General features: G+C 67.3%; 13 protein-coding genes, 1 tRNA gene and 1 pseudogene. 10 read left to right on the top strand and 5 right to left on the bottom strand.

What is annotated here, in order from left to right; genetic code table 11:
* Nucleotides 1–151: 151 nt before the first annotated feature.
* The 7 genes and pseudogenes from ACFWQC_RS20110 to ACFWQC_RS20080 all read left to right on the top strand — a co-directional run bounded on the left by ACFWQC_RS20110 (nucleotide 152) and on the right by ACFWQC_RS20080 (nucleotide 8,386).
* Entirely contained in the window at nucleotides 152–796 is a 645-nt protein-coding gene (locus ACFWQC_RS20110) for a TetR/AcrR family transcriptional regulator (protein ID WP_378681868.1), read from the top strand.
* Nucleotides 797–2,549 (top strand): annotated as a pseudogene (locus tag ACFWQC_RS20105) (ABC transporter ATP-binding protein). It begins immediately after the preceding gene.
* Nucleotides 2,546–4,588 (top strand): ABC transporter ATP-binding protein, encoded by a 2,043-nt coding sequence (locus tag ACFWQC_RS20100; protein ID WP_378681865.1) that lies wholly within the window; start codon nucleotides 2,546–2,548, stop codon nucleotides 4,586–4,588. The pseudogene ACFWQC_RS20105 and the gene ACFWQC_RS20100 overlap by 4 nt, the downstream one beginning before the upstream one ends.
* A 379-nt stretch (nucleotides 4,589–4,967) precedes the next feature.
* The gene (locus ACFWQC_RS20095; protein ID WP_378681862.1) at nucleotides 4,968–6,593 is read left to right on the top strand and encodes an MFS transporter; all 1,626 of its coding nucleotides are present in this window, start codon (nucleotides 4,968–4,970) and stop codon (nucleotides 6,591–6,593) included.
* Nucleotides 6,590–7,090, top strand: a complete 501-nt coding sequence (locus tag ACFWQC_RS20090; protein ID WP_378681859.1) for a MarR family winged helix-turn-helix transcriptional regulator — start codon at nucleotides 6,590–6,592, stop codon at nucleotides 7,088–7,090. The genes ACFWQC_RS20095 and ACFWQC_RS20090 overlap by 4 nt, the downstream gene beginning before the upstream one ends.
* A gap of 101 nt (nucleotides 7,091–7,191) precedes the next feature.
* Nucleotides 7,192–7,878 carry a metal-dependent transcriptional regulator gene (locus ACFWQC_RS20085; protein WP_141802577.1) on the top strand — a complete coding sequence of 229 codons (687 nt, stop codon included), beginning with the start codon at nucleotides 7,192–7,194 and terminating at the stop codon, nucleotides 7,876–7,878.
* Between the two features lie 241 nt (nucleotides 7,879–8,119).
* Nucleotides 8,120–8,386, top strand: a complete 267-nt coding sequence (locus tag ACFWQC_RS20080) for a hypothetical protein (RefSeq protein WP_378681856.1) — start codon at nucleotides 8,120–8,122, stop codon at nucleotides 8,384–8,386.
* Here the strand turns inward: ACFWQC_RS20080 and ACFWQC_RS20075 are convergent.
* The 3 genes from ACFWQC_RS20075 to ACFWQC_RS20065 are packed head-to-tail and all read right to left on the bottom strand — an operon-like array spanning nucleotide 8,372 to nucleotide 10,309.
* Nucleotides 8,372–9,250, bottom strand: coding sequence for a Sir2 family NAD-dependent protein deacetylase (locus ACFWQC_RS20075; protein WP_378681853.1), 879 nt, complete (start codon nucleotides 9,248–9,250; stop codon nucleotides 8,372–8,374). The genes ACFWQC_RS20080 and ACFWQC_RS20075 overlap by 15 nt on opposite strands.
* Nucleotides 9,250–9,516 carry a DUF2277 domain-containing protein gene (locus ACFWQC_RS20070; protein ID WP_378681850.1) on the bottom strand — a complete coding sequence of 89 codons (267 nt, stop codon included), beginning with the start codon at nucleotides 9,514–9,516 and terminating at the stop codon, nucleotides 9,250–9,252. Before ACFWQC_RS20070 ends, ACFWQC_RS20075 begins: the two co-directional genes overlap by 1 nt.
* 31 nt (nucleotides 9,517–9,547) lie before the next feature.
* Nucleotides 9,548–10,309, bottom strand: a complete 762-nt coding sequence (locus tag ACFWQC_RS20065; protein ID WP_378681848.1) for a LuxR C-terminal-related transcriptional regulator — start codon at nucleotides 10,307–10,309, stop codon at nucleotides 9,548–9,550.
* Nucleotides 10,310–10,485: 176 nt separating this feature from the next.
* Between ACFWQC_RS20065 and ACFWQC_RS20060 the strand changes: the two genes are divergently transcribed.
* Nucleotides 10,486–11,664, top strand: coding sequence for a saccharopine dehydrogenase family protein (locus tag ACFWQC_RS20060; protein ID WP_378681845.1), 1,179 nt, complete (start codon nucleotides 10,486–10,488; stop codon nucleotides 11,662–11,664).
* A 30-nt stretch (nucleotides 11,665–11,694) separates the two neighbouring features.
* On the opposite strand, the gene ACFWQC_RS20055 is transcribed toward ACFWQC_RS20060, so the two are convergent.
* Nucleotides 11,695–11,770 (bottom strand) — tRNA-Arg (locus tag ACFWQC_RS20055).
* Between the two features lie 1,062 nt (nucleotides 11,771–12,832).
* Here ACFWQC_RS20055 and ACFWQC_RS20050 point away from each other — a divergent pair.
* Together ACFWQC_RS20050 and ACFWQC_RS20045 are read left to right on the top strand one after the other, a co-directional pair.
* Nucleotides 12,833–14,053, top strand: a complete 1,221-nt coding sequence (locus ACFWQC_RS20050; RefSeq protein ID WP_378681843.1) for an LCP family protein — start codon at nucleotides 12,833–12,835, stop codon at nucleotides 14,051–14,053.
* Nucleotides 14,053–14,247: a hypothetical protein gene (locus ACFWQC_RS20045; protein ID WP_378681841.1), complete on the top strand. Its 195-nt coding sequence runs from the start codon at nucleotides 14,053–14,055 to the stop codon at nucleotides 14,245–14,247. Before ACFWQC_RS20050 ends, ACFWQC_RS20045 begins: the two co-directional genes overlap by 1 nt.
* A 23-nt stretch (nucleotides 14,248–14,270) precedes the next feature.
* On the opposite strand, the gene ACFWQC_RS20040 is transcribed toward ACFWQC_RS20045, so the two are convergent.
* A complete protein-coding gene (locus ACFWQC_RS20040) occupies nucleotides 14,271–14,624 on the bottom strand; it encodes an MscL family protein (protein WP_378681838.1) in 354 nt (117 codons plus the stop codon).
* Nucleotides 14,625–14,643 lie beyond the last annotated feature (19 nt).

Raw genomic sequence — 14,643 nt, 5'->3', positions numbered from 1 at the left:
AGATTGTCGGGACCACCGCTGTCACGGCCCTTGTCGGCCCGACAGTGGGCCCAGCATGCCCTAGTCCGCATCGGGTCGAACAGGGTTTGGCAGGAGCACTGACCCATAATTAGGTTTGTGAGTGAGTGCTCACTCACTTACCCTGGTCGACGTGGACGAACGACGTACGCGGGCCAAGCCGATTCCCGCAGCTGACCGGCGCGCCGCGATCATCGCGGCGACCGAGACGCTGCTGATCGAGCACGGCACGGCAACAACGACCAGGCTCATCGCCGAGGCGGCCGGAGTCGCCGAAGGCACGATCTTCCGGCACTTCCGCGACAAGCGGGAGCTCTACCGGGCAGTGGCGGAGGGCGCCTTCGATTCGGCACGGCCCGGCCAGTCCATCGCGGAAGTCATCGAGGGGAGGCCCGACATCGAGGACAAGCTCCGCGCCGTCATCGACCTGCTGGCAGAGACTACGCAGCGAGGTCTGCTCATCATGATGGCGGTGCGCTCCGTTGTCTTCGAGGAGCCGGATCGGGAAGGCGTACGTCTGCGTCATGGGCCGCCCAAGTTCGTCGTCGAGGCCAACAAGGCCCTCGTTGACAATCTGGCGCGGCTCGTCTTCGAGCCACACGAGAGCGAGCTCCGGCTGCCACCGCGAAAGGCCGCGCTGGTGCTGCGCAGCCTCACGATCGGGGCCTGGCTCCCCGGCATGACCCGAACGAACCAGCCGTTGAGCAGCGAGGACGTCATCGACGTGCTGCTCGGTGGCATTCTCATTGAGCACAGCCTTCTCAGAGAGACCCCCTGAATGCTTCTCCGACTGCTGCGGGACTACCTGCTCCCGTACAAGCGATTCCTGGTCGTCATCGCGATCCTGCAGCTCATCTCGACGTCGGCCTTCATGCTGCTGCCCAGCCTGAACGCCGACATCATCGACAAGGGCGTGGCCGAGGGCGACACCGGTTACATCATGAGGATCGGCGCGATCATGCTCGGCGTCGCGTTCGTGCAGATCCTCGCCTCGATCGTCAGCGTCTACTTCGCCGCACGCAGCTCGATGAGCTTCGGTCGCGACCTGCGGGCGGCGATCTTCGCGAAGGTCGGCTCGTTCAGCGCTCGCTCGCGAGGTCGGCCGCTTCGGCGCCCCGTCGCTGATCACCCGGACCACGAACGACGTCCAGCAGGTCCAGATGCTCGCCGTGCTCACCTGCACGCTCGCGGTGATGGTGCCGATGATGATGGTCGGCGGCGTCGCGATGGCGATCCGTGTGGACGCCGGGCTCTCCTGGCTGCTCGCGGTCGTCATCCCCGTGCTGCTCATCTCCATGACCGTGGTCGTACGCGGCATGGTCCCCAACTTCCGCAAGGTGCAGGAGCGCATCGACGCGGTCAACCGCATCCTGCGCGAGCAGATCACCGGCATCCGGGTGATCCGGGCATTCGTACGCGAGCGTCAGGAGACCGAGCGCTTCGCGGAGGCCAACGACGAGCTCACCGACGTCGCGCTGCGGGCCGGGCGCTGGATGTCGACGATGTTCCCGCTGATGATGCTCGTCATCAACGTCGCCAGCGTCGCGGTGATCTGGTTCGGCGGCATCCGGGTCGACAACGGGTTGATGCAGGTCGGCCCGCTGACCGCCTTCCTGCAGTACCTGATGCAGATCCTGATGTCGATCATGATGGGCACCTTCATGCTCATGCAGGTGCCACGCGCCGCCGTCTGCGCCGACCGCATCGCCGAGGTTCTCGACACCGAGACCAGCGTGACCCCGCCGGCGGCAGGCGTCACGGAGATCTCCCGGCACGGGTACGTCGACCTGAGCGGAGCCGGCTTCACCTACCCCGGCGCGGACCACCCCGTCCTCCACGACCTCACCTTCGAGGCCCGGCCCGGGCAGACCGTCGCGATCATCGGCTCCACCGGTGCAGGCAAGACGACCCTCCTCGGCCTCATCCCGCGGCTCTTCGACGCGACCGCAGGTGTCGTCCGCGTGGGTGGGATCGACGTACGCGACCTCGACCCGGCCACCCTGCGCAGCTCCCTCGGGCTGGTGCCGCAGAAGGCGTTCCTCTTCACCGGCACCGTCCGCTCCAACCTGCTCCACGGCAAGCCGGACGCCACCGACGAGGAGCTCTGGCATGCCCTCGAGGTCGCCCAGGCGCGTGACTTCGTGGAGCGGATGGCCCCCGAGGACGGCACCGGCCTCGACGCCGAGATCGACCAGGGCGGCACCAACGTCTCCGGTGGTCAGCGGCAACGTCTGGCCATCGCCCGGGCGCTGGTGAGGAGGCCCGACATCTATCTCTTCGACGACTCGTTCTCCGCGCTCGACGTCGCCACCGACGCCCGCCTCCGCGCGGCGCTCGCCCCCGAGACCCGCAACTCCACGGTCATCGTGGTCGCCCAGCGGGTCTCCACCATCCGCGACGCCGACAAGATCCTCGTGCTCGAGGACGGCGCCATCGTCGGCGAGGGCACCCACGAGGAGCTCCTCGCCGGCAACGCCACCTACCAGGAGATCGTCTCCTCCCAGCTCAGCGCAGAGGAGGCGGCAGCATGAGCGACCAGAACACCAGCGAGACAGATGGCCAGACAGATGGCCAGATGAAGAAGACCGAGCGGATCGTACGTCCCCAGGGCGGCCCCGGCCCGATGGGCGCAGGCGGCGCGGTGGGGGACAAGGCGATGAACTTCGTCCCCTCGGCCAAGCGGCTGCTGCGCCGGATGGCGCCCTACAAGGTCCACGCCTTCGCCACCATCGGCCTGGCCGCGGTCAGCGTCACGCTGATGTCGCTGGGTCCGTGGCTGCTGGGCAAGGCCACCAACATCATCTTCGGCGGCGTCTTCTCCAGGGAGCTGCCGGCGGGGGTCACCCAGGAGGAGGCGGTCGAGGGTCTGCGTGCCCAGGGCGACGACAAGCTCGCGGACATGCTCTCCGGGATGGAGTACGTCAACCCGGGCCAGGGCGTCGACTTCGACGCCCTGCGCAGCGCGCTGCTCGTGGTGCTCGCCGTCTACCTCGTCGCCTCCCTGCTCTCCTTCGTGCAGGGCTGGATCCTCAACTCGGTCGTCCAGGGCACCGTGAAGGGCCTGCGCGAGGACGTCGAGAAGAAGGTCCACAGCGTCCCGCTGTCCTACTTCGACAAGCAGCCGCGAGGCGAGCTGCTCAGCCGCGTCACCAACGACATCGACAACATCAGCCAGACTCTGCAGCAGACCTTCAGCCAGGTGCTGACCGCTCTGTTCACGCTGGTCACGGTCTTGTTCATGATGTTCTGGATCAGCCCGATGCTGGCCCTGATCGCGCTGCTCGCGGTGCCGGTCTCGCTGGCGGTGACCAGCGCGGTGATGAAGCGGTCGCAGGGCCAGTTCGTTGCCCAGTGGCGCCACACCGGCAAGCTCAACGGCCACATCGAGGAGACCTTCTCCGGCCACGACCTGGTCAAGGTCTTCGGACGTCAGGAGGAGGTCGAGAAGACCTTTGCCGAGGAGAACGACAAGCTCTTCGCCGCATCCTTCAAGGCACAGTTCATCAGCGGGATCCTGATGCCGTTGATGATGTTCGTCGGCAACCTGATGTTCGTGGTGGTCTGCGTGGTCGGGTCCCTCCGCGTCGCCAGTGGGGCCCTGAGCCTGGGTGAGCTGCAGGCCTTCATCCAGTACTCGCGCCAGTTCACCCAGCCGATCACCACCCTCGCCTCGATGATGAACCTGCTCCAGTCGGGCGTCGCCTCGGCCGAGCGGGTCTTCGAGCTGCTCGACGCCGAGGAGCAGACGCCCGATGTCGGCGCTCCCCGGACAGACCTGATCGCCTCGGGCTCCGCTTCGGCATACGGCGCAGATGCAGGCGAGGTCCGGTTCGAGCACGTGAGCTTCTCCTACGACAAGGACAGGCCGCTCATCGAGGACCTGTCCCTGGTGGCCCGTCCCGGGCAGACCGTCGCGATCGTCGGCCCCACCGGCGCCGGCAAGACCACCCTGGTCAACCTGATCATGAGGTTCTATGAGCTCGATGCCGGCCAGATCACCCTCGATGGCGCCGACATCGCCTCGATTCCCCGTTCCGACCTGCGTGAACGCACGGGCATGGTGCTCCAGGACACCTGGCTCTTCGAAGGTACGATCCGCGACAACATCCGCTACGGCCGGCCGGACGCGACCGAGGAGGAGCTCCTCGAGGCGGCCCGGGCGACGTACGTCGACAGGTTCGTGCACTCGCTGCCGGATGGCTACGACACCCTGATCACCGACGAGGGCGGCAACCTCTCGGCGGGCGAGCGGCAGCTGATCACCATCGCGAGGGCCTTCCTTTCCGAGCCGTCGCTGCTGATCCTCGACGAGGCGACCTCCTCGGTCGACACTCGCACCGAGCTGCTCCTGCAGCATGCCATGGCGGCACTGCGCTCGGACCGTACGTCGTTCGTGATCGCCCACCGGCTCTCCACGATCCGCGACGCCGACCTGATCCTGGTCATGCGCGACGGCGCGATCGTCGAGCAGGGCAACCATGCCGAGCTGCTCGAGGCGAAGGGTGCGTACGCCGAGCTCTACCAGTCGCAGTTCAGTCATCCGCTGGTGGAAGAGGAGCCCGTCGCCTGATCGCTGGTCGAAGGCCACTTCGGAGCCGCCTAGCGGCTCAACCAGCGGGAAAACCCTTTGATCCCGATATGGCCAGGCGCCTACCGTTGAGCCACACGGGAAAGGAGGTGATCCGATCAGATGAAGAACGATTGGATGCGTGAGGTGGCTGCTCGCTAGCAGCTTCCCCAACTATGGATGGGGGCTGGCAATTCACTAGCAGCCACCCGACCCGCAGGCGTACCGGACTCATCCACCGGGTTGGCCACCTGGCCCGCCTGCGGGTCGCCCTTGTTTTTGACGGGCATAGTCGCGACCGGCGACAAGTTGCGTTTAGCAACTAATCCGACGTACATTGGTTGTCGATGTTCAACCAATTCGCGTGAGAGCCGAGTCCCACTTGTCAGAGTCCCAGCAGTCCTCGCAGGCCATCTCGGCACCGCAGATGACCCACCGCCAGATCATGGAGGTCCTCTCCGGCCTTCTGATGGCGCTCTTCGTCGCCATGCTGTCCGGTACGTCGGTCGCCAACGCCCTGCCGCGGATCGTCACCGACCTCGGCGGCACCCAGAGTGGCTACACCTGGATCGTCGTCTCGAGCATGCTGGCGATGACCGCGACGATGCCGATCTGGGGCAAGCTCGCCGACCTCTACAACAAGAAGGTGCTGGTCCAGGCCGCTCTCGGCCTCTTCATCGTCGGATCGGCGATCTGTGGTCTGGCGCCGTCGATGCCGGTGATCATCACCGGCCGGGTCATCGCCGGCCTCGGCATGGGCGGCATCATCGCGTTGATCCAGGTGATCATCGCGACGATCGTCTCCCCGCGTGAGCGCGGTCGCTACTCGGGTTACATCGGCGCGGTCTTCGCCCTGGCCACGGTCATCGGGCCGCTCGTCGGCGGCGTGATCGTCGACTCCCCGCTGGGCTGGCCCGGCGTGTTCTACGTCGGCGTGCCGTTCGCGGTGGTCGCCTTCATCCTGCTCCAGAAGACCCTGCACCTCCCGCACGTACGCCGCGAGGTCAGCATCGACTACCTCGGCGCGTTCCTGCTGGTCGCCGGCGTCTCGACGCTGCTGATCTGGGTCACCCTGGGCGGCGACTCCTTCGCGTGGACCTCGCTGATGTCGTACGCCCTGGTCGCCGGCAGCGTCGTCGTGCTGGCCCTCGCGATCCTGGTCGAGGGCAGGTTCGCCAAGGAGCCGATCATCCCGCTGCGCCTCTTCCGCGACCGCACGATGGTCCTCTCCACCCTCGCCTCGTTCTTCGTCGGTGCCGGGATGTTCGGCGCGACGGTCTACCTGCAGCAGTACTTCCAGACCGCTCGCGGGATGACGCCGACCCACGCCGGCCTGATGTCGATCTGCATGGTGCTCGGCCTCTCCAGTGCCGGGATGATCACCGGGCGCCTGATCAGCTCCACCGGACGCTGGAAGCGCTACCTGATCTTCGGCGGCATCATGCTGCCGATCGGGCTCTACCTGCTCAGCACGATCGACGAGCACACCAACCTGGCCCTGGTGGGCGCTTTCATGGCCATTCTCGGTCTCGGCGTCGGCGCCACCAACCAGAACCTCGTCCTCGCGGTGCAGAACAACCTCGACAACAAGGACATGGGTGCCGGGTCCTCGGTCGTCGCGTTCTTCCGGTCCATGGGCGGCTCGATGGGCATCGCCGCGCTCGGCGCGGTGCTCTCCCACCGGGTCGAGGACGTCATCACCGACGGCATCCCCGAGCTGGTGGCCAGCGGAAAGGTGACCCCCGAGGAGCTCCAGAGCCTGCAGGGCGGCGGGCTCGCCGACCCGGCGAGCATGCCGAGCGCGGTGCAGGCTCTCTACGAGCACGCCTTCGCCGTCGCCACCGCCGATCTCTTCCTGGTGGCCATCCCGTGCGCGGTCATCGCGCTGGTTGCGATCCTGGGTATCAAGGAGGTTCCGCTCAAGACTACGATCGAGGACCTCGCTCACGATGAGATCGCTCCTGAGGTCGCCGCGGAGCTCGAGGCGGGAGGAGCGGGCCGGAGATGACAGGGATGACAGCCATGGACAAAGCCGCCCAGGGCGAGCAGTTCGAGGACGGCCCTCGCGGTGAGTCGCTCAGCCGGCTCGAGTCCGAGGTCGGTGTGCTCGTGTGGAGGGCCAAGCGGGCGATGAAGGCACGCGGCCGGATGCTCCACCCGGATCTGCCGCCCGGCGGCTACATGATGCTGACCTGGATCGCCGAGCGTGGCCCCGTACGCGCCTCCGCGCTGGTCGACGGACTCGGCATCGACAAGGGAGCGGTCAGCCGGATGGTGCAGGCCATGATCGACCTGGGCCTGCTCGAGCGCCATCCCGACCCCGAGGACGGGCGTGCCAGCCTGGTCTCGGTGACCGCCCAGGCGCGGGACGGGCTCGAGCGGGTGGCCCGGGAGCGTCGCGTACGTTTCAACGACCGGCTGGCCGACTGGAGTCCGGACGAGATCGACCGGCTCAGCGCTATGCTTTCCAGATACAACGAAGCCCTAGAACGCCAGGGCTCCTAGGGGATCGCGCCGCGATGATCTCTCCTGCAGGCCGACGTCGTTCGGGACACACCCTGCTGGGTTCGGTTTTTCTGACTGATTCAAGGATGTAGGATTAGCCCGTGAGCGATCTCATCGATACCACCGAGATGTACCTCCGCACGATCTACGAGCTGGTCGAAGAGGGAATCGTTCCGCTGCGCGCCCGTATCGCAGAGCGTCTGCACCAGTCCGGCCCCACGGTCTCCCAGACTGTTGCCCGGATGGAGCGCGACGGGCTGCTCACCGTCGAGGGTGACCGCCACCTGCAGCTCACCGACGAGGGCCTTCGCCTGGCCACCCGGGTGATGCGCAAGCACCGGCTCGCCGAGCGGCTGCTGACCGACGTCATCGGCCTCGACTGGGAGCTCGTGCACGAGGAGGCGTGCCGCTGGGAGCACGTCATGTCCGACACCGTCGAGAAGCGACTGCTCGACCTGCTCGGCGACCCGACCGAGTCGCCCTACGGCAACCCGATCCCCGGTCTCGACGAGCTCGGCGGCAAGCCCGCCGACGAGGACTTCATGGCCGGCGTCCAGTCGCTCACGGCTGCGGCGAGCTCCGAGCGCGCCACCGTCCTGGTGCGCCGCATCTCCGAGGAGATGCAGAAGGACGAGTCGCTGATGAGCGCCCTGCGCCGGGTCGGCGCGACCCCGGACCAGACCGTCGCCATCAAGGCGACCCCCGACGGGGTCATGCTCGGCTCCGGTGGGGAGACTGCGGAGATCATCCCCGAGGCCGCGGACCATATCTTCGTGAAGGCCCTCTGACCCGCCGAATTAGCGTCGGTCGGCTCCACGAGTCGGCTTCGATGTGGCAACGCTGCGCCCACTTTTGTAACCGTGGGTGAAATTCTCTCGACGTCGGCAGAATCTGGCACATCACTCTGGACCGATTACGTCATAGATGCTTATGTTTGACGTGCAAGGCCTGCTGGAAGCCCGATTGTCGATGTGGGCTTCAGCAGTTGTCATGTCGAGACTTGCGGGGGTCTCCGGAGGGGAGAGCTCTATGGAGGTCGTTCATCTGCCCGCTCGCGGTCGCGAGCTGGATGAGACGTTCCGCCCAGTCGCCGTCCACCACACCGACACCGGCCTGACTCGTCACCTCGAGCGCGGCGAGGAGATCGTGCTCACCGACCTCGGCGGCGACTACCACAGCGCCAAGGTGCTGCTGATCGACGATGGCCCGGTCTACCACTTCTTCATCGGGGCCAGACTCTCCGTCGACGAGGCCGCCGGCCGCATGGCCGACCTGCCCCAGTCACGCTCTGCGTGACGCCAAGGTGGTGAGGAACTCGCTGGTTCCGACCTCCAGCTTGTACGCAGCCTCCCCATCGCCCCTGGTGGCGCCGCGGTTGACGATGACGACAGGGATCCCGGCCTTCGCGGCCCTGCGTACGAACCGATAGCCACTCATCACCGCCAGACTCGAGCCCGCGACGAGCAGCACGCCGACCTTCCCCTCGTGCTGCTCGCCGCGGGCCGCGGCGAGCGCATCGACCGCTTCCATGCACCGGGCGACCCGGTCCTTGGGGACGTTCTCCCCGAAGAAGACGACGTCCGGCTTGAGGATGCCGCCGCAGATCTCGCAGTCAGGCACGACGAAGTCCTGCGTCTCCTCGAGCGCGACGTCACCGTCAGGCCGGGTCTCCACATCCGCGTGCGCCTCGGCCCAACCCGCGTTGAGCGCCTCCATCCGCTCCTGGAGATCGCGGCGCGGGCTCAGCGTGCGGCAGGACAGGCAGATCACATCGGCCACCCGGCCGTGCAGCGTCACGATCCGGCCGTCGCTGGCGAGCTCGGGTGCCGCCTGCTCGTGCAGACCATCGACGTTCTGGGTGATCAGCATCTCCGGATCGATCGCGGCCAGGGCGCGGTGGCCGGCGTTCGGCACCGCGCTGCCCATCCGCCGCCAGCCGAGGTGGCTGCGAGCCCAGTAGCGCTGCCGCTCCTGCGGCCCCGAGATGAACTGCTGGAAGGTCATCGGCTGCCGTGACGGGCTGCCCGGGCTGCGGTAGTCGGGGATGCCCGAGTCGGTCGAGACGCCGGCCCCGGTCAGCACCACGAGGCGCCGGTCCTGCAGGAGGGCCAGGGCAGCTGCGTATGAATCGGTGTCGCTCGCCCCCGGGGCGAGCGTCATCAGGCGTACCTCGCCTCGGCGCGAGCCTTGCGCTTCGCGGCCTCGGCCTCCCGGTTCTTCTTGGGGGCGCTGGTGACCAGATCGTCGAGGAGATGCCGGGTGATGTGGGCGATCTCGGCGACGGCCTGGTCGAAGGCCTCTTGGTTGGCGGCCGAAGGCTTGGTCGTGCCGCTCACCTTGCGTACGAACTGCAGGGCGGCAGCGGCGACCTCGTCGTTGGTGGCGGGCGGCTCGAAGTTGTGGAGCGGGCGGATGTTGCGGCACATGCCATCCACGGTACCTGGATCCAGGCGACGGTCAGCGTGATCGGCCAGGGGTGCGGGAGGGGGCCTGGCCGCGCGGATGCGGTGGCATCGGCCCGCCGTTGGGTGGGGTGCCCTTCGTCTGCCGCACGTCGTCGGCAGGGGGAGCCGGCCGCGGCACGACGCCGTCCTCGAGGAGCCGGCTCGCCATCAGAGCGGCCTGGGTGCGGTGGCTGACGCCGAGCTTTGCGAGCAGACCGGTGATGTGGTTCTTCACGGTCTTCTCCGCCAGCACCAGACGGTCGGCGATCTGCCGGTTGGAGATGCCCTCGGCGAGCAGGACCAGGATCCGGCGCTGTTGCGGAGTCAGGTCGGCGACCACCTCGTGCATCCGGCGGCGCTCCTCGACGTTGTGGACCACCTTGGCGGCCGCCTCGGGGTCGAAGAGGGTGTGGCCGCTGGCCACCAGGCGTACGCCGGAGACCAGGCTCGTCGCCTCGATCTGCTTGAGCACGTAACCGGCCGCCCCGGCCATGATCGCCTGGCTCATCACCTCGTCGTCGGCGTCGGTGGCCAGGATCATGCAGCGGATGTCGCTCTTCATCGCCAACGCCTCGCGGCACAGCGCCACGCCGGAGGCGTCGGGCAGGTGGGCGTCGAGGATGAGTACGTCAGGACGGAGCGTCGCGATCAGCGGTCGTGCCTCGGCGGCGGTGCGGGCCTCACCGACGACCTCGATGTCTGGTTCGGGCAGCAGGACCGTACGCACGCCGACACGCACAACGTCGTGACCGTCGGCCAGCAGAACGCTGATCACCGCGTCACCCACAGGCTCGTCTCACTCATCTCGTGGTTGGGGATGGTGCCTGGTCGTTCACTCAAATGCTGATTCACCGAAAGAAACCGCTCAAGAGTATCCCTATTGATGCAACATTTGATCACTGAGAGACCCGTGCCGTCTCGGAATTCGTTGCTTCTGGAAAGGTAGCGGTTATGACGTCTTCTCGCGATCTCGACATCGTCCTGTTCGGTGCGACCGGGTTCACCGGCGGTCTGGTCGCCGAGTATCTGGCCGCGCACGCGCCCGAGGGGCTGCGCTGGGCGCTCGCGGGCCGCTCCCTGTCGCGCCTCGAGGCCGTCCGCGACGGGCTCGGCTCCGCCGACGTCGAGCTCCTCCAGGCCGACGTGCACGATTCCTCGTCGCTGGCCGCACTGGCGGCACGTGCTCGCGTCGTGATCACGACGGTCGGGCCCTACCTGGAGTACGGCGAGCCGCTGGTCAAGGCCTGCGCCGAGGCTGGCACCGACTACGTCGACCTGACCGGAGAGCCTGAGTTCGTCGACCGCATGTTCGTGAAGTACGACGCCACCGCCCGCGCCAACGGTGCCCGGATCGTGCACGCCTGCGGGTTCGACTCGATCCCGCACGACCTCGGCGCCTTCTTCACCGTGCGCGAGCTCGCCGCCGGCGGGGAGATCACCGGACCGCTGACGATGAAGGGCGTCGTCCGCTCCAACGCCACCTTCTCCGGCGGCACCTTCCACTCGGCGCTGGGGCAGATGTCTCGACCGCGGGAGATGACGGCGGCGTCGCGCGAGCGCCGGGCGCTCGAGGAGCGGCCGGTGGGGCGAAGGTCTCGGGCTGCCAAGCCGTCGCTCGGCCGCGACAGCGAGCTCGGCTACTGGCTGCTGCCGCTGCCGACCATCGACCCGTTCATCGTCGCCCGCTCCGGGCGGGCGCTGGAGTCGTACGGCCCCGCCTTCACCTACTCCCACTTCGCCGGCACCAAGACGTTGAGGTACGCCGTCGGCGGCGCCGTCGGGGTCGGCGCCCTCGCGCTCGCGATGCAGGTGCCGCCGCTGCGAGCCAAGCTCGGCGAGCGGGTCAAGCAGGGCACAGGACCCTCCGAGGGGCGCCGGGAGAAGTCGTGGTTCACCGTCGACTTCGTCGCCGAGTCCGGCGGCCGGAACATCCACACCAAGGTCTCCGGAGGCGACCCCGGCTACACCGAGACGGCGAAGATGCTCGCCGAGTCGGCGCTCTGCCTGGCCTTCGACACGCTGCCCGAGACGTCCGGTTCGGTGACCACCGCGGTCGCGATGGGCGACGCGCTCCTGGAGCGCCTCCAGGCTGCCGGGATCCGGTTCGAGGTCGTCGACAGCGCGTCCTAGGGCGCGGTGCTACGGGGAAATATCTGGAATTGGTGCCCCAGGCAAGAGTCGAACTTGCGACCTTTCGCTTAGGAGGCGGCTGCTCTATCCACTGAGCTACTGGGGCATTCGCGAATATCTTGCCATGGTGGCAGGTGATACTACGGTTTGGGGTTCGATGCGGTCAGGGGCCAAACTTGGGGCCCTCGCGTAGGTTGAGTCACCGTCGACTCAACCCGAATCCCCCCCAATGACCAGCGACGAGTGACGGTGATCTATGCCTGACGCCTCCATGCCTCCCCGACGTGGGGGTGCGGATTCAGGCCCCGGCGTGTCCGGATTCGAGTGGATGTACGGCGCCGACGAGCCTGAGAGCAACGAGTCTGGGGGGACTCGTTCCGGCCGTGGTGCTCGGGTCGCCGACGTACCGACCGACCAGCCGTCGGCGGAGCCCGGCGGTGGCCGGCGAGCCGCACGTCCGCAGTCCGAGTTCGTGTCGCCGCCGCCTCCCGGGCCCGCATCATCGAGCGGCGGCCGTCGGGCTGCGCGTCCGGCCCGTCAGGAGCCGGCTCAGCCTGGGCCTCCCGCTGTCGAGCCGCTGCACGCAGAACCGGTGCGGCGGGAGCCGACCCGCGCCGAGCGCTTGCAGGCGATGGGCCGGGGGACCTCTGGCCAGTCGCCGATGCCTGCCCCTGCCGCCCCTCAGGAGTGGGACCCCGACGCGACAGCCGTGGCCCCTCCGTTGCGCGAGACTCCGCGCCCTGGACGCCGAATACCCGCGCCGCCGGCCCCCGTACCCTCCGTCGAGGAGACCGCGATCGCGCCCGCGTCGGAGTGGTATCGCCAGGATCCTCACCCCCCCCCCCCCGCCCCCCAGGTCCCCGACCAGCAGCTCGCCCCGCCGGCCGCACGCGAGTTCGACTGGAACGACCCCGGCGCGACCGCTGTCGCGCCCCGACCTGATCCGGCCGACCGGCCCCGAGGTCGCACGTCCTCACGTGATGAGCTGCACGAGGCCCGCCACGAGGCCTATCCCGCCCCGGGCCGCCATGGCGCTGCGTATGCCTCGGGCTATGACGACGAGTCCTACGACGACTATCCGCCCCAGGACGGCTACCAGGAGCCGTACGCCCCCTACCCCGAGGACGAGCGCGAGGAGCGCGACAAGCCGCGGGTCGGTGTGTGGCAGGTGCTCAGCTCGACCCTGCTCGTGCTGGCGCTGCTCGTCGGCCTGTTCACCGTCTACACCTACCGCAGCCTGCGGTCGAACATCAGCACAGTCAGCCTCGGCGAGGCGGCCGCTGACGTCGGGCCGAAGGAACCGATCAACATCCTCGTGATGGGGTCGGACAGCCGCGACTGCAAGGGATGTGGCCTGGACGGCGAGAGCGGTGGCGGCTCGGATACCACCATCCTGTTGCACCTTTCGGCGAACCGTAAGTTCGCTTACGGCGTCTCCATCCCGCGCGACACGATGGTCAACAGACCTTCGTGCAAGACGGAGGAAGGGAAGACCGACCCGGCTGACTATGTGCAGTGGAACGCCGCGTACGAGACTGGAGGTCCGACCTGCACCGTTGAGCAGGTCGAGGCAGTGGCTGACGAGATGTGCGGTTCGAAGTGCGACCTCACCGTCAACCATGTCGTCGTGGTCGACTTCGGAAGCTTCAAGGGGATGGTCGATGCCATCGAGGGCGTCGACGTTTGCCTTCCTGAGGCTGTCGACGACAGTTACTCAGGCGCGAAGTTCGATGCTGGACCCCAGACGCTCAATGGCAAGGAAGCTCTTCAGTACGTTCGCATGCGTCACGTCTTCGGTGACGGAAGCGATTTGTTGCGGGCGAAGCGCCAGCAGGCGTTCATCGGCTCGATGGCGGCGAAGCTGCTCTCCGGCGACACCTTGTCGAGTCCGACGAAGGTCCTCGGCTTCCTGAATGCGGCGACGAAGGGCCTGACGATGGACGAGGGCCTCAAGGACAACCTCGATACGATGGCCAAGATCGGTGCCGGCTTCCAGAGCATCGGGATGGAGAACATCAAGTTCCTCACCATCCCTGTCATAGCGGATCCGCAAAACGAGAACCGCGTGATCCTCGATCCCGAGAAGGCCAAGAACGTCTGGAAGGCCATCGCGAACGACAAGCCGTTGACCAAGAAGATCGCGGCCGGGTCATTGGACGCTGGGCAGGCCGCGGGCGACAAGGACAAGAAGAAGTCCGACGACTCGGGTGAGGGCACCGACGGCGAGACCGCTGGTTCCGAGCCCTCCGACGATGCGTCCTCGGGAGACGCATCGGGCGACTCCTCGGGCGACGCGTCGGGCAATGCCAGCAGCGGCGCGACCGAAGAGGAGCTTGCTGAGATCGCCGAACAGGCTAAGGCTGAGCGCGAGCGTGCGGGGCTCTGCTGATGGCTGAGGACACCACGCCCGAACCGGAAGCGCCGGACGAGCCGGAGTGGAAGCGCAAGCAGAGGCTGGCGCGGATCTTCGGTGACGTACTTCCGGAGACGACCAGCGACGAGCGGGAATCGTCGGCGGAGTCGGAGGAGTCGGCAACGGATCGATGGCTGAAATCGCAGGTGCCGCCTCACCACGGTGGGTGAGACGGCATCTGGGCGCGAATGTGTCAGCGAACGGCGCTGAGGCGGTCGCGGATCTGCTTGAGGATGTCGATCTCGGTCTCGCCCGGCTCGGGCTCCGGGAAGAAGCGCTCCTTGGCGTGGGTGTAGGGCTTCACGATCATGAAGTAGACCACCGCGGCCATGATGACGAAGGAGATCACCGCGGTCAGCCAGGCGCCGAGGCTGACGCCGCCCGGCTCGTAGTTCGAGAAGTCCGGCGTACCGCCGACCTTCCCGATCAGGTCCATGATGACGTCAACCGTGGCAGTGACCACGGAGGCGAACGCGGCACCCATGATGAACGCGACCGCTAGTTTGATCAGGTCGCCCTGGAGCAGGAACTTCTTGAAACCGTTCATGTGTTGCTTTCTCCTGTTG

The organism is Nocardioides sp. NPDC058538, from assembly GCF_042719275.1.
In the GTDB taxonomy this organism is placed as follows: domain Bacteria; phylum Actinomycetota; class Actinomycetes; order Propionibacteriales; family Nocardioidaceae; genus Nocardioides.
This window is presented reverse-complemented; position numbering and strand designations above follow the sequence as displayed.